This is a genomic window from Companilactobacillus sp. y65-5 (assembly GCF_057541095.1).
In genome coordinates this window covers 56,518-70,970 of the sequence record NZ_BAAJOA010000006.1, presented here as the reverse complement: position 1 = coordinate 70,970, position 14,453 = coordinate 56,518, and the positions used below count along the sequence as shown (strand labels likewise).

15 protein-coding genes are annotated in these 14,453 nt (G+C 42.8%); 12 read left to right on the top strand and 3 right to left on the bottom strand.

What is annotated here, in order from left to right; translation table 11 throughout:
* Nucleotides 1-37: 37 nt before the first annotated feature.
* On the bottom strand, nt 38-1,249 hold the full coding sequence (locus tag AC27FM_RS10460; protein WP_487088073.1) for a GGDEF domain-containing protein: 1,212 nt from the start codon (nt 1,247-1,249) through the stop codon (nt 38-40).
* Nucleotides 1,250-1,442: 193 nt separating this feature from the next.
* On the opposite strand from AC27FM_RS10460, the gene sdaAB reads away from it, so the two are divergent.
* From sdaAB to AC27FM_RS10415, 9 genes are all read left to right on the top strand, one after another.
* The gene (gene sdaAB, locus AC27FM_RS10455) at nt 1,443-2,114 is read left to right on the top strand and encodes an L-serine ammonia-lyase, iron-sulfur-dependent subunit beta (protein ID WP_487088071.1); all 672 of its coding nucleotides are present in this window, start codon (nt 1,443-1,445) and stop codon (nt 2,112-2,114) included.
* A gap of 11 nt (nt 2,115-2,125) precedes the next feature.
* Nucleotides 2,126-2,998 carry an L-serine ammonia-lyase, iron-sulfur-dependent, subunit alpha gene (sdaAA, locus tag AC27FM_RS10450; protein ID WP_487088069.1) on the top strand — a complete coding sequence of 291 codons (873 nt, stop codon included), beginning with the start codon at nt 2,126-2,128 and terminating at the stop codon, nt 2,996-2,998.
* A gap of 180 nt (nt 2,999-3,178) precedes the next feature.
* Entirely contained in the window at nt 3,179-3,736 is a 558-nt protein-coding gene (locus AC27FM_RS10445; RefSeq protein WP_487088068.1) for a ClbS/DfsB family four-helix bundle protein, read from the top strand.
* A gap of 287 nt (nt 3,737-4,023) precedes the next feature.
* Complete coding sequence (pxpB, locus tag AC27FM_RS10440; RefSeq protein ID WP_487088066.1) at nt 4,024-4,758, top strand: 5-oxoprolinase subunit PxpB; 735 nt, start codon at nt 4,024-4,026, stop codon at nt 4,756-4,758.
* Nucleotides 4,751-5,767: a 5-oxoprolinase subunit C family protein gene (locus tag AC27FM_RS10435; protein WP_487088064.1), complete on the top strand. Its 1,017-nt coding sequence runs from the start codon at nt 4,751-4,753 to the stop codon at nt 5,765-5,767. Before pxpB ends, AC27FM_RS10435 begins: the two co-directional genes overlap by 8 nt.
* Nucleotides 5,768-5,779: 12 nt before the next feature.
* On the top strand, nt 5,780-6,172 hold the full coding sequence (locus AC27FM_RS10430) for an acetyl-CoA carboxylase biotin carboxyl carrier protein (protein WP_487088062.1): 393 nt from the start codon (nt 5,780-5,782) through the stop codon (nt 6,170-6,172).
* Nucleotides 6,173-6,183: 11 nt separating this feature from the next.
* Nucleotides 6,184-7,491, top strand: a complete 1,308-nt coding sequence (locus AC27FM_RS10425) for an acetyl-CoA carboxylase biotin carboxylase subunit (protein WP_487088061.1) — start codon at nt 6,184-6,186, stop codon at nt 7,489-7,491.
* A gap of 17 nt (nt 7,492-7,508) precedes the next feature.
* Nucleotides 7,509-8,258: a LamB/YcsF family protein gene (locus AC27FM_RS10420; protein WP_487088059.1), complete on the top strand. Its 750-nt coding sequence runs from the start codon at nt 7,509-7,511 to the stop codon at nt 8,256-8,258.
* A 32-nt stretch (nt 8,259-8,290) separates the two neighbouring features.
* Nucleotides 8,291-9,517 (top strand): NRAMP family divalent metal transporter, encoded by a 1,227-nt coding sequence (locus AC27FM_RS10415; protein ID WP_487088057.1) that lies wholly within the window; start codon nt 8,291-8,293, stop codon nt 9,515-9,517.
* A 6-nt stretch (nt 9,518-9,523) separates the two neighbouring features.
* Here AC27FM_RS10415 and AC27FM_RS10410 read toward each other — a convergent pair whose 3' ends face one another.
* Complete coding sequence (locus tag AC27FM_RS10410; RefSeq protein WP_487088056.1) at nt 9,524-10,294, bottom strand: biotin--[acetyl-CoA-carboxylase] ligase; 771 nt, start codon at nt 10,292-10,294, stop codon at nt 9,524-9,526.
* Between the two features lie 152 nt (nt 10,295-10,446).
* Here AC27FM_RS10410 and AC27FM_RS10405 point away from each other — a divergent pair, with 152 nt between their 5' ends.
* Entirely contained in the window at nt 10,447-11,355 is a 909-nt protein-coding gene (locus AC27FM_RS10405) for an ROK family protein (protein WP_487088054.1), read from the top strand.
* 3 nt (nt 11,356-11,358) lie between these two features.
* Here the strand turns inward: AC27FM_RS10405 and AC27FM_RS10400 are convergent, their stop codons facing one another.
* The gene (locus tag AC27FM_RS10400; RefSeq protein ID WP_487088052.1) at nt 11,359-12,021 is read right to left on the bottom strand and encodes a metal-dependent transcriptional regulator; all 663 of its coding nucleotides are present in this window, start codon (nt 12,019-12,021) and stop codon (nt 11,359-11,361) included.
* A gap of 349 nt (nt 12,022-12,370) precedes the next feature.
* Here AC27FM_RS10400 and AC27FM_RS10395 point away from each other — a divergent pair, with 349 nt between their 5' ends.
* Nucleotides 12,371-12,811: a universal stress protein gene (locus AC27FM_RS10395; RefSeq protein WP_487088050.1), complete on the top strand. Its 441-nt coding sequence runs from the start codon at nt 12,371-12,373 to the stop codon at nt 12,809-12,811.
* A gap of 38 nt (nt 12,812-12,849) precedes the next feature.
* Nucleotides 12,850-14,451, top strand: coding sequence for an Nramp family divalent metal transporter (locus AC27FM_RS10390; protein ID WP_487088049.1), 1,602 nt, complete (start codon nt 12,850-12,852; stop codon nt 14,449-14,451).
* Nucleotides 14,452-14,453: the final 2 nt, after the last annotated feature.

Here is a 14,453-nt window from a genome sequence, read left to right as displayed (position 1 = left end):
ATAAACGAGGCTGGAATTTTTATTCCAACCTCGTTTTTTATATTTCGATAGCAGTTTTTAGATTATCGTAAGAGTAAGTCTCACCTTCGACGGTCACGCAATTGCGACCGTTGTTCTTGGCTTGATAGAGATATTTGTCCACACGTTCGAAAGTACTTTTGATAGCTACGTCGTCATTTTGCAGTGCCGTGATACCGAAGCAAAGCGCCACGTCTAGCTTGTTACCATTGATGAATAAAGGAATGTTTTGGATGGTTTTGCGGATATCATAGGCTACCTTAGCAGCGTTATCGACATTGGAGTCGCGGAAGATAATGATGAATTCTTCACCACCATAGCGAAATAGCTGACCAGCGGTATTGCCCGAAGCGTCCGACATGATCTCTCGTTCAGACAAGTGAGCGACGTGTCGCAAGACTTCATCACCGACTTCATGCCCGTAAGTATCGTTGAATTTTTTGAAGTGGTCGATATCAAACATCGCAATGACTAGATCGTCATCGTTGTGCGTATACTCATCGAAGACTTCCTTAGAGATGGTATTCATCGATGAGCGATTCCTGACACCTGTCAAAGCGTCGTAATTGGCTTTTATCTCCAAGTCCTTCAAGTCCGAAAACGACATGCGCAGTCTTTTTTCGGTAGTCCGAATCAAAAACATAAATATCTCGAAGAAGACCATTGAGATGGCGATATTCCAAGGATTGAGTTGATAGTCGATCCACAAGATCCCCCACCAACAGAGACCGTAGATGGTCTGTGCCGTTGTATATTTGTAGCTAGATATCAACATCTCGTTTTTGTTGCCATACGAATAATCAACCGTTACCAACAAGGTTACAAAGATTATGAAGAAGGAGATCATATGCGGCCCGTCGAATCGAGCTTCGTTGAAAGACGTATTGTACAGAAAAGGAAAGGCTAGGATCATTAATTCTACTAAGCGATTGTTGAGAATCAAAATTCCAAAGAAAGATACGGCGATCTGTGCATTTGCGTACAGCCACGCATCATTCATGAAATGTCCATCATTTATAGTAGAAAAGACTAGTCTCAAAACGAAAATACTAACTAATAATAAAACCGTTTCTAAAATATGCTCACTCAAACGAATGAAAAAGGGTGAAGCCTTACTTACCTTTTTTTCCATGGAGTATGCGAGTAGTGTGATGATCGTGATTAGACCGATCGTAATTAGCATTACTACTAGGTCGGTGGTGGTCAAATATTCTTCAATAAATTTTGACATGAATTCGCTTACTTTCCATATATTAATATAATTATTTTACCATTAATATATTAATTAAATAAAATAATATACACATCATGTGATAGTGAATAATACTTTTTTAAATATTATAAAAATTATTGAAGCGATTGAATGACTTGTTTAATAAATTCGTGTAGTATTCTGTTTAGATAATTGATAAGGGGTACATATTATGGGAGATTTACGTTTTAATAGTGTGTTTGACATAATTGGACCAGTCATGGTGGGACCTAGTAGTTCGCATACCGCCGGCGCTGCTAGAATTGGAAAAGTAGTACATGATATCTTTGGTGAGAAGCCGGAAAAAATCACCATTGATCTATATGAATCATTCGCCAAGACTTATCGTGGACACGGGACTGACGTGGCGATCGTAGCTGGATTGTTGGGGATGAAACCTGACGACCCACGACTATCGGATTCTTTGAAGATAGCCTATGAAGACGGCATCAAGGTCGCCTTCGTTCCTAAGAGTGACAAAGTCGACCATCCTAATACGACTAAGATCACGATGACCAAAGGTGATCATAAGCTGACCGTTACTGGTGTCTCGATCGGTGGCGGTAATATCCAAATATCCGAGATCAACGGCTTCAAGATATCGTTGAGTATGGGGACACCGACGTACATTACCGTTCATCAAGATGTCGCTGGCATGATCACCAAAGTGACCGAAGCCTTCACTAAGCGAGAGATCAATATCGGTACGATGACCGTAACTCGTGAATCCAAAGGTGAAAAAGCGATCATGATCATTGAAGTCGATGACAAAAAAGGCGAAGAGGAAATCTTAAAAGAATTGCGTTCCTTGAAATACATGGACAACGTTACGTTCTTTGAATAGGAGATAGAATTATGTTCTATACAGTTAGTGATTTAATAAAACAGAGCCATGATTATCCATCAGTTGCGGAATTGATGATCGCAACTGAAATGGAAAACACGGGTCGTACTCGTGAACTGATCTTTCGATTGATGGAACGCAACCTAGAAGCCATGGAAGGCTCTGTCAAGCAAGGAGTCGCCGGCGTTAAGTCAGTTACAGGGTTGACTGGCGGTGACGCTAAGCGCATGGACGAATACATCGAAAAGGGTGATTTCTTGAGCGGTCAACCGATCCTGGAAGCCGCTAGAAATGCGATCGCTGTCAATGAAGTCAATGCTAAGATGGGCTTGATCTGTGCCACTCCTACGGCTGGTAGTGCCGGTGTTTTAGCCGGTGTTCTGATGGCAATGCGTGACCGTTTGAATATGTCCCATGAAGATCAAGTCAACTTCTTATTCACTGCCGGAGCCTTTGGCTTGGCGATTGCCAATAATTCATCGATTGCCGGGGCTGAGGGAGGTTGTCAGGCGGAAGTTGGTTCAGCCAGTGCTATGGCTGCAGCTTCACTAGTCATCGCTAAAGGTGGTACTGCCGAGCAAGCAGGTTATGCAGTCGCCATGACCTTACAAAACCTAATGGGCTTGATCTGTGATCCAGTCGCGGGATTAGTCGAAGTACCTTGCGTCAAACGCAATGCCATGGGTTCATCACAGGCGATGATATCCGCTGATATGGCTTTGGCAGGGATCAAGAACGTTATCCCCGTCGATGAAGTCGTCGAAGCCATGCATCGAGTTGGACAACAGATGCCATCGATCTTCAAAGAAACCGCTGAAGGTGGTTTGGCAACGACACCGACAGGCTTGAAACTCAAAGAAAAAATATTCGGTAACGAAAAATAATTGATTCCACACTTGTAATAGTCAAGTGTGGATTTTTTTTATGAAAAAAAGTATTAGCTGAATGATTTCACGAATAATTAGTCAAAAATAATATTAATAATAAGAATAAATTTAATAATAAGCCAATTTACAACATTTGTGACAAGTAACCGTCTATAATAGATATTGGAGAGGTCCCGTGTGGAATCTTTAAAATCAATGAAAGGTAGCGAATGTATGCAGGTATATAAGAATTCAGCAGAATTAATAGACCAAATTAGAAAGAGTTATCATCAATTCATTGATCAATATGAAGGTATTACAGATGATGTTGCAGACGATAGGATCGAACAAGTGGAGAAGACTCCACGTGAGATGCTCTCATCGCAACTAGGATGGATTCATATGATCTTATCATGGGAAAGAGCCGAAGAGGGCGGTCAAGATATTACTACACCAACGCCGGGTTATAAGTGGGATCAAATTAGACAATTGTATGATGATTTCAATGTCAAATATGGTTCCCAAGACTTGGAAGATGAGAAGAAAGAGCTCAAGCGGGTAGTTGAGGAATTGATCGATTGGATCGACGAAATGTCTCATGATGAATTATTCAAACCAGGTGAAAGAAAGTGGGCGACCACAAAGGCCATGTGGCCTGTTTCCAAATGGATCAGGATCAATGCTGTTTCACCGTTTACCAATTACAGCCGTCAAGTGAAGAAATGGAAGAATTTCAACTTAAGACAAAGGGCATAATGATCGGTAAAAGATTTATACCACAAAAAAACTCTGGTACGACTAGGAAGTATTTTAGTCGCACCAGAGTTTTTTTAATTATTATTATTTCTAATAGAAAATGATTTATTATTACAAAAATACTAATAAATTATCTGACGATAAAAAAATATTATTTGGTCACAAGTGTTGATATGAACGAATTAACGGTAGAAAAAATCAATTAACAGATAAATTTTCATTGAATCATGCTAAAAATGAGATTACAATTAATTTAATTTATTTCTAATAATATGGAGGTCAAACTTATGGATTATTCTTATTTTCAGATTAGTGAACAAGCTTTGGAAGTTGTATTTCCTGAGCAGATCAATGTTGAAGAGAACAAGTTAGTCCAGCAGGTTTCCCAGAAACTAATCGAAGAAGAGACCGCCGGGGTCAAAGGCGTTATTCCCGCATATCATACATTAACAGTCAATTTTGATTATGATTTGACTAGTTTTAAGTTATTAGAAGGTCAGATAGATTCGCTGATAGCTTCGTCTAGTGGCGAAGATATGTCAATCAAAAAAATTGTTGAATTACCAGTCTGTTACGATGAGGAATTTGGTCCCGATCTCGAGGATGTTGCAGAATTTGCTTCTGTTAGCGTTGAGAAACTAATCAAATTACACACCGGAACAGACTATTTTATTTTTATGATGGGTTTTTTACCGGGTTTCGCCTACATGGGTTCAGTTCCCGAGAGAATCGCAATGCCAAGGCTAGATGTGCCACGCAAGTCGATCGCTCCGGGAAGTGTAGGTATTGCTGGAGCACAGACGGGGATGTATCCAGTCGAATCACCTGGCGGTTGGCGCTTGATCGGTCGCACGCCGATACAATTATACGATCGAAACGACCCAGTCTTAAAATACCAATCAGGCGAGTACGTCCGCTTCAAGGCTATCTCTAAGTCAGAATATTATCAGATTCAAAAACAAGACCTGGCTGGTGACTATGAGTTGAAGATTATTACGGAAGGTGGTCGCGTCAATGGCTAATATCGTGAAGGTCCTCAAACCGGGATTGTCGACGACGATCCAAGACTTGGGCAGAACTAGTCATCAGATTGAGGGATTCCCTGAGTCAGGGGCGATAGATAGATTTGAATATCAACTGGCAAATATGCTGGTGAATAATCACAAGAATGACGCCTCTTTAGAATTCGTCATGACTGGACCGAGCTTGCAGTTCGAATGTGATTCTTTCGTCGCACTGACTGGTGGTCAGATGCATGCCAAATTGAACGGGCAGGAGATTCCTAAGAATCAAGCAATCAAAGTCAATGTCGGTGATGTCTTGGAATGTGGACCGATGATCACTGGCAATTACGGCTACATCGCCTTTGCTAACGGAGGGATAGTGACACAGCCAGTCTTGGACAGTCGCTCGACGACATTGAGAACCCAGATGGGTGGCATCCAAGGTCGAGCATTACTGGCAGGAGATAACTTGCCGATCCGCGACAGTGTCATCATGCCGAGCTTTCAATCACGCAAGATCGATTGGGAAGTAGAGACGACTAATGTGATCCGCTTCGTCAGAGGTCCACATTGGACGATGTTTTCAGATGAAGCTCAGCAGCAGTTCACGCAGCAGAGCTATCGGGTCTCAGAACAGATGGATCGAATGGGTTACCGCTTGAATGGGCAGTCCTTACCAGTCCCCAGCAAGAACTTGCTGTCAGAGGGGACGGTCTTTGGCAATATCCAAGTAACTCGTGACGGTAGTCCGATCGTCTTGTTGGCAGATCGACAGACGACAGGCGGTTATCCAGTCATCGGGACGATCATTCGTGCCGATTGGAGCAAGTTCGTCCAGCTACAAGTCAATTCAGATTTTCATTTTGTGGAAGTAGACATGGATACTGCGATGAGTGCACTGATTGCACATCAAAAAATATTGAATGATACTTATGAAAAATGGTATCGAGAGCGATACCGAGAACCGATCGGTCCGCTGAGAAGAAACTCGATCAAGATAGAACAATTAATCAGACGTAATTCATAAAAGGAGAACATCATGGAGTTAGATAGAATTGAAAAGTTGATCAAGATGTTGCAAGAAGCAGATTTAAGTCATTTGGAACTTGAGGATGACCAAGGACGGGTGGTCTTGGACAAGAATGTCACAGTGGCACCAACAGTCGAACAGCCTATACAGCAGCAGTCAGAAGCGACTAATTCGATCAAAGCTCCGTTTGTGGGAACATTCTATGCTTCAGAACAACCCGATAAGGCGCCACTAGTCAAATCCGGTGACAAAATAAAAGCTGGTCAACTGATCGGCATCATCGAAGCGATGAAAATAATGAATGAAGTCAAATCTGATGTCGGCGGAGTGATCGATAAGGTATTGGTCTCAAATGGCGATACGGTGGAATACGATCAGCCATTATTTACTCTGAAAGATTGAGGGTGAGATATTTGAAAAAAATATTAATTGCTAATCGTGGCGAGATTGCCGTTCGAATCATTCGCGCCTGCAAGTTGTTGGACATCTGGAGCGTAGCGGTCTATTCCACGGCTGATGCTGCAGCAATGCACGTAGCGATGGCTGACGAATCCGTCTGTATCGGTGGTCCCAATCCTGAAGACAGTTATTTGAACCAGCAGAGTATCATCACTGCCGCACAGATCACCCACGCTGATGCGATCCATCCCGGTTATGGCTTCTTATCAGAGAATGCCGACTTCGCCAAGTTATGTGAGGAGCAAGGGCTCAAGTTCATTGGACCGAGTTCGGAAGTCATCTCGACTATGGGGGAGAAGTCCACTGCCCGTAAGACGATGATCAAAGCTGGCGTCCCAGTCATACCCGGTAGTAGCACTGATTTCACCACTTTTGAAGAGGCGATAAAGTCCGCCGAAGAGATCGGCTATCCAGTAATGCTCAAAGCCAGTGCTGGTGGCGGTGGTAAGGGAATGCGAGTGATCGAATCCAGCATCGACTTTCAAAATCAATTCGACTTGGCGCAGGCTGAGTCTCAGAATGACTTCGGTGACGATCACATGTACTTGGAAAAATACTTACCGCACCCACGCCACATCGAAGTCCAGATAGCTGCCGACCAATTCGGCAACGCCATTGCGATCGGTGAACGTGATTGTAGCTTGCAGCAGCGCCATCAAAAAGTAATCGAAGAAGCACCTGCTAGTACCTTAGACGAGGTCACGCGACAGCAGATGTTCGACGTTTCAGTCAAAGCCGCCAAGGATATTCATTACGAAGGCTTAGGGACGATGGAATTTTTGTTTGATGGTCCAGAGCAGTTTTACTTTATGGAGATGAATACCAGAGTTCAAGTCGAGCACCCAGTGACAGAGTTGACGACGGATGTTGACTTAGTCGATCTGCAGATCAAGATTGCTCAAGGGGAGCCGATTCCTTTCGCAGAGATTTCTCGGCATAATTTTGCATTAGAGTGTCGGATAAATGCTAAGACGGCGGGAAAAATCACCGCCTTGCACTTAGCAGCTGGTCACGGGATCAGAACCGACAGCGCTTTGTACCAAGGTTATACCGTTCCATCTAACTATGATTCGATGATCGCCAAGGTCATTTCCTTTGGACACGACCGCGAGACGGCTATCAAGCAGATGGAAGGGGCCTTGGATGAAACTGTTATCGGTGGTATCGAAACTAACTTGGACTTTTTGACGCAAGTTTTACAGGAACCAGATTATTTGATCAATCACACAGACATTGGTTGGTTGGACAGATTAACAGAATGATAGGAAGGTAATGACAAATGACAAAGATAGATTTGAATAGTGATTTAGGTGAGGCATTCGGTAGATATAGCTTGGGTCGTGATTCTGAAATCATCCCCCTAGTCAGTTCGGTCAATGTCGCCTGTGGTTATCATGCAGGTGACCCTGATGTCATGGCAGAGACGGTCAAATTAGCCGAAGATGCTGGCGTCGGCATTGGTGCCCATCCCGGATTTCCTGACTTGCAGGGGTTTGGTCGTCGAAAATTGGATATGAAACCAGACCAAGTCGAACATATGGTGACCTATCAAGTCGGTGCCCTACTAGCCTTTACAACCGCAAAAGAACTTCATCACGTTAAGCCGCACGGAGCACTCTACAACGCTGCCGCTAAAGATCATGAACTAGCAGTTGCCATTTGCCAAGGCATCTATCTAGTCGATCCTGACTTGCCGATCTATGGTTTGGCAAATAGTGAATTGATCTCAGCAGCTAGAGAAGTAGGCTTGCCATTCGCACAAGAAGCCTTTGGCGACCGAAACTACAATGCTGACGGTACACTAGTAAGTCGGAGCTTGCCCAATGCCGTCATCAAGGATCCTCAGCTGATCGCAAAGCGTGTCGCCGCAATGGTCAATGACCAAGAGATCGTTGCTCTAGACGGGACGGTGATTCCGCTAAAGCCAGACTCGATCTGTGTTCACGGCGACAATCAGGCCGCCTTGGATATCGTCAAGGAGTTACACGTCGGCTTGGCGGCTGCAGGTATCACGATCAAGACCTTTTAAAAATTAAATAATAAATTATAGGGGAAAGAGCCATGAAAGATGAAAAAGAAATTGTTGATGACAAACTAACTACCACTCGTTCCCCAAGAAGTATTGCCATGGGGGCAGCCTTCTTGATGGCCATGGCGGCTGTTGGTCCGGGATTTTTAACGCAAACTGCCACTTTTACCGGACAAATGGGAGCCGACTTTGGATTTGCGATTCTGCTGTGCATTATCGTCGACTTCATCGTACAAATGAACGTTTGGAGAATTATTGTTGTCAGCGGTAAAAGAGCTCAAGTTATCGCTAACGACATCCTTCCGGGGTTGGGATATGTTCTATCATTTCTAGTCGCTGCCGGAGGACTGTTATTTAATATCGGTAATATCGGTGGAGCTGGATTAGGGTTGAATGTTTTATTCGGTATTTCACCTGAAAATGGCGCCATCATCGCCGCCTGTATCGCGATCGCGATTTTTGTCGCTAAGAATGCGATGACAGTGATGGATCGAACGGTGCAGTTATTGGCAGTCGTAAAGATCGCCATCTTGATCTATATAATCTGTGTTATGTCAGTACCATACAAAACAGCGGTGACGCACACTTTCGTACCCGCACACATAGACTTTTATTCGATCGTCACGATCATTGGGGGAACGGTGGGTGGATACATCTCCTTCTCTGGTGGTCACAGATTGATCGAAGGGGGACTAAAAGGCGAGAAGGAATTGAAATATGTCAATGAAGGTGCCGCCACTGGTATCGGCTTGGCATCAGTCATTCGTATCCTGTTGTTCCTCGCTGGATTAGCGGTCGTTACTATGGGCTACAAGCTCGATCCAGCTAACCCAGCCGCTTCGATCTTCAAGTATGCCGCTGGTCAGTTTGGCTACAAGTTCTTCGGTATCTTGCTCTTCGCTGCAGGGATGACTTCGACTTTAGGTTCGACGTTCACCTCGATCTCATTTTTGAATTACACTACTAGCGAGAAGTCAGCGCTGAAACTAGCTAAGTACAATCGTGTCTTCGTAATGGCATTCATCGTCATCTCGGCTACTATCTTCTACTTTGTGGGTAATCCTGCCAAAGTCTTAGTAGTAGTAGGGGCTATCAATGGATTCATACTACCGATTTCATTAGCAATATTATTATTAGCCGCATATAAGAAAAAGATCATCGGGAGTTATCATCACCCAATGATCTTGACGGTAACTGGCTGGTTCGTGGTTTTATTCATGACTTACGCCAGTATCGAAACATTAATGAAGCTATTTTAGTTTCAGTTATTTTTGATAGATTTTGGTAACTTCGCCACTGTTAATGAGATGGCGGAGTTTTTGATTGTCCAATAAGATCAGTGATCCGTCAGCGGCGATGCCGACAGCTTCGCCGACCAATTCTTGTTTGCCATTGACGACCTTGACAGTTTGACCGATAGTCTCGCATAATTGTTGATATTCAGTCAAAAAATCACCAGTCAGATAGAGTTGGAATTGCTCTAAGAATAAGTTGATCCAAGTAGAAATGATCTTGTTCCTATCTATATTACTGTCATTAGAAATAGAACCAGCGATAGTTTGTAATTCTTCAGGGAAGATACTCGTATTCAAGTTGATGCCGACGCCTAAGATAAGGTGACTTTGACCAGCTGAGGCGGGGACGTTCTCGACTAGGATACCGCCGACTTTTTTGTGGTTCAATAAGATATCATTGACCCACTTGAGTTTCAAGTTCGCTTCGGGAAAACTCTGTCTCAGAGTCTGTACCGTCACTAGTCCAGCCATCGTCGTTAACAAGCCGGGGATGATGGACGTTACTGGCATGATCAGGCTCATATAGATACCAGTATTTTGTGGCGAATAAAAATCTCGTTTGAAGCGACCATAACCGTCAGTCTGGCTCTCGGAGACGATGACCGCGGTCTGATCGGGATGGTTCTCAAGATAAGTCTTGGCAAAAGTATTCGTAGAATCGATCTTATCGAAGACTAAGACTTCAAGCGGTGTTTTTAATTGTGACTGGATAGTAGTTCTATCAATTGCTGGATTAGACATATTATTCCTTTCACTGATAACTTATAATTAATTTACTAAGTGTATATAAGTATTATAGGGATGATCGTCAAAATTAGATACGGACGTTTACTAAACTTACGAATAAAATTGTTATAATGATTGTATAAGTAAATTAATCAATGGGGGAAAACATGAGCGGGTATATCGGGGTCGATCTTGGTGGAAAATCAATAAAATATGCGGCGATTGACGATAATGGCAAACTGTCTAATCGAAATGAACTGTCGGCGACGGGTGATAAAGAAGAAGTATTGGTTCGGCTTCAAAATGCCCTGTTCGACTTGGACAAACAAGCAGGCATCTTCGAAGGTGTCGGTGTCAGTGTCTCAGGTATCGTGCAAGATAATGGCTTGTTGACGACAGCCGGCATTGTCACGCCGTTATACGACGTCAATTTGAAGGACGTCTTGGAAGAAAAGACGGAATTGCCAGTCTATATTGAGAACAATGCGAATGCCGTCGCAATTGCTGAGAAGTGGCTCGGCGTCGCTAAGTCATATCACAATTATGTCGGTCTGCTCTTAGATATCGGTGCAGGTGGTGCTATCGTAATCAACGACCAGATCTATCACGGCGCTAATTCACGAGCCGGTGAGTTCGGTTGGATGCTGACGGATGAAGACGAATTGGACACTGAGATGGGTTCGCTCAATTATCGTGGAGCGCCGATCTTGGGGTTATTGCGGCGTTATAATCAGTTCTCAAAATACAACGTTAGTAGTCCCGAAAGAGTCCTCACTCGTGCACATAACGGCGAACCACTCGCCAGCAAAGTCCTAGACAGCTACTGCCATAGCTTAGCTAAGGAGATCATCAACTTGAACGCTGCCTTCGATCCTGAAGCAGTCGTCGTCAGTGGTAAGATCACTAAAGACGCCAAGTTCGTCGCCAAGCTAAAAGAAGAAGTCGCTCGGATTCAGCGCTCTCGTCACAGTATCGCGGTCTTGAGCAAGCCTCAAGTCGTTATTGGTGAATTAGATAGTGATGATGCCAAGATGATCGGGCCAGTTTATCAGTTGATACAAGAAATCAAAAAATAAAGCTCAGTCGATGATGACTGGGCTTTTTTTGTTGACGCGAATGGATTCTGCTAGGGTTCGTGGTAGTAGTTGCTTCGTATTGGTCCGTAAATTCAAGATGATGATATTGTCTTCTGCCACGTTGAGCAATTGAACGACATCACCTAATCTGATATCGACTGTTTCCAAAATATCAAGGATGTGTGTATCTTCAGCGAAACTTTTTACTTGGTATTTTTGATTGGTATTCAAATGATCGATCAGTGTCGTCTGGTCGTGGATGATGATCGGCGAATTATTAGGGATCACATTTCCGTGTGGACAAAACTTAGGATAGTTCAAGCGGTCATTGAGCTTGTCGATGAAGGGCTTGCTGACTTGATTAGTCAAGATGTCCGATTCCCTATGTGCTTCAACCAGTGAAAAGTCTAATTCATTCACTAGCCAGACCTCGATCAGGCGCTGTTGCTGGATGTAGGGATTGAGCGTATCGATCCCTTTTTTAGTCAGCTTAGCCCCGTAGTATTTTTTGTAAGACAGCAGTTCAGTATTCTCCGCCAAGCTCTTAGTGCGCTCAGTCACTGAGGCATTACTGAGATGTGATTTCTTGGCAATATCGCCATTACTGACACTGTGCCATGAACCGCCTAATTCATATATCAATTTCAAAAAGCTCAAATCATTCATTTTAATCACCAGATTTTTTTTGATACTTTAATCATATTTTTGTAACCAGTGACTGTCAACTAAAAATTAGGATTGGCTAACAAAAATATTTAAAACGATGAATTGTAAGTAAATAAAGTTCCTTTATAGATCAACCATTCTTGAATAGTAATGCCTGTTTGATATGTTTTCATATTTTTTTCAGACGAAATGTACATGCAAAAGATTGTTACTACGGCGCCTAAGGTATCGCTTTCAAAAACACCGAAAAAATTAACAAATTGTATATTTTTTGTTAGTTATCACTAAAAAATTCTTTACAGATTATTAATTTGTAATAGAATTGAAGCCGTAGAAGGGAGCGATTAAAATGTCTGAGGCAAAAAGAAGTTTTGATCGAGTTTTGGTCGGTGTCGATGATTCCGAAGATGCACAACTTGCGTTTCGCTATGCAATGAGACGATGCATCAAGGATGATTCGACATTGATCATCACTTCGATATTGGAAAGCGATGAAATGAATGTTTATCAAGCTCTAACTAAGGACTATGTCCACGGTGAGAGAGAGGAACTAGAGGAGCACATACTTGAGTATCGAGATGTAGCAATCAAAGCCGGCATTAAGAAAGTTGAAGCGGTAGTTGCAGAAGGGGATCCGGGTGAGACGATTGTTAAAAAAGTTATTCCTAGTACAGAAGCTGACCTCTTGGTTATCGGTTCATTATCAAAACGAGGCATACGCAAGTACTTTGGCTCACAAGCAGCTTATATGGCAAAGTATTCACCGATATCTGTAATGATCGTGAGATAGAGATTTTATTAATGCAATTTTTTTAAAGGAGATTAGTTATGGCGGACGAAAATGATGTAACACGCAAACATAAACTTATCCAATATGCGAATGGTCCATCGCTAGAAGAGATCAACGGTACCGTTGATGTTCCAAAGGATAAGGGTTTTGTAAAAACTTTATTGGCATATTCAGGACCAGGGGCACTAGTCGCAGTTGGATACATGGATCCAGGTAATTGGTCAACATCTATCACCGGTGGTCAAAATTTCCAATATCTACTAATGTCAGTTATTCTAATTTCTAGTTTAATTGCCATGTTATTGCAATATATGGCAGCTAAACTAGGAATTGTAAGCAGTATGGATCTAGCGCAAGCTATTAGAGCCAGAACGAGTAAGGCATTAGGTATCGTTTTATGGATTTTAACAGAATTTGCTATCATGGCGACTGATATCGCTGAAGTTATTGGTGCAGCTATTGCCTTATACTTGTTGTTCCATATCCCACTAGTCATCGCCGTATTCATTACGGTATTGGATGTTCTAGTGTTGCTCTTATTGACCAAGATCGGTTTCAGAAAGATCGAAGCGATCGTTGTCTGCTTGATCTTAGTTATCTTGTTTGTATTTATTTATCAAGTTGCTCTATCAAACCCTGATTGGAGTGCAGTGTTTGCAGGATTGGTACCAAATGCTAAGACATTCTCAACTTCCGAGAAGGTCGCTGGTATGACACCACTCAGTGGTTCACTAGGAATCATTGGTGCGACGGTTATGCCTCACAATTTGTACCTACACTCGGCTATTTCCCAAACTCGTAAAGTCGATCACTCTGACGAAGAATCAGTAGCTAGAAACGTTAAGTTCTCAGCTTGGGATTCAAATATCCAATTGACAGCAGCTTTCTTCGTCAACGCATTACTATTGATCATGGGTGTGGCTGTCTTCAAGAGCGGTGCTGTCAAGGATCCATCATTCTTTGGTTTGTACGAAGCACTATCGGATACGTCAACTCTAAGTAATGGTATTTTGATCAGCGTTGCTAAGTCAGGGATCCTTTCGACACTATTCGCCGTGGCCCTATTAGCTTCAGGTCAGAATTCAACCATAACTGGTACACTTACTGGTCAAGTCATCATGGAAGGTTTCGTTCACATGAAGATGCCTCTATGGTTGAGAAGATTGGTTACACGTCTTATCTCAGTTATCCCAGTTTTGATCTGTGTTATGTTGACGAGCGGTAAGAGTGCTATCGACGAACATACGGCTCTGAATAACTTAATGAATAATTCACAGGTGTTCTTAGCTTTCGCCTTACCATTTTCGATGTTGCCACTATTGATGATGACCGATAGTGCAACAGAGATGGGGGACAGATTCAAGAATAGCATGTGGCTCAAGATTCTAGGTTGGGTTTCCGTTATCGGTTTGACCGTATTAAACCTTATTGGATTACCAGACCAAATTTTAGGATTTTACGGTGACAATCCTACGTCTGGAGATACTTTAACAGCTCACGTCATCGCCTACATCTTGATCGCTGCAGTCCTTGCACTGTTGGTATGGACAGTCTATGATTTGCATCGTGGTGATAAGAAACTCAAGAAACAAGCCGCTATGCAAAAAGCTGAAGAAGCCAAAAAATTAGCTGAAGAATAAAA

Coding starts and splice junctions, on each gene's coding strand:
- AC27FM_RS10460 (WP_487088073.1), bottom strand. CDS start 1,249: ATGTCAAAATTTATTGAAGAATATTTGACCACCACCGACCTAGTAGTA.
- sdaAB (WP_487088071.1), top strand. CDS start 1,443: ATGGGAGATTTACGTTTTAATAGTGTGTTTGACATAATTGGACCAGTC.
- sdaAA (WP_487088069.1), top strand. CDS start 2,126: ATGTTCTATACAGTTAGTGATTTAATAAAACAGAGCCATGATTATCCA.
- pxpB (WP_487088066.1), top strand. CDS start 4,024: ATGGATTATTCTTATTTTCAGATTAGTGAACAAGCTTTGGAAGTTGTA.
- AC27FM_RS10435 (WP_487088064.1), top strand. CDS start 4,751: ATGGCTAATATCGTGAAGGTCCTCAAACCGGGATTGTCGACGACGATC.
- AC27FM_RS10430 (WP_487088062.1), top strand. CDS start 5,780: ATGGAGTTAGATAGAATTGAAAAGTTGATCAAGATGTTGCAAGAAGCA.
- AC27FM_RS10420 (WP_487088059.1), top strand. CDS start 7,509: ATGACAAAGATAGATTTGAATAGTGATTTAGGTGAGGCATTCGGTAGA.
- AC27FM_RS10415 (WP_487088057.1), top strand. CDS start 8,291: ATGAAAGATGAAAAAGAAATTGTTGATGACAAACTAACTACCACTCGT.
- AC27FM_RS10410 (WP_487088056.1), bottom strand. CDS start 10,294: ATGTCTAATCCAGCAATTGATAGAACTACTATCCAGTCACAATTAAAA.
- AC27FM_RS10405 (WP_487088054.1), top strand. CDS start 10,447: ATGAGCGGGTATATCGGGGTCGATCTTGGTGGAAAATCAATAAAATAT.
- AC27FM_RS10400 (WP_487088052.1), bottom strand. CDS start 12,021: ATGAATGATTTGAGCTTTTTGAAATTGATATATGAATTAGGCGGTTCA.
- AC27FM_RS10395 (WP_487088050.1), top strand. CDS start 12,371: ATGTCTGAGGCAAAAAGAAGTTTTGATCGAGTTTTGGTCGGTGTCGAT.
- AC27FM_RS10390 (WP_487088049.1), top strand. CDS start 12,850: ATGGCGGACGAAAATGATGTAACACGCAAACATAAACTTATCCAATAT.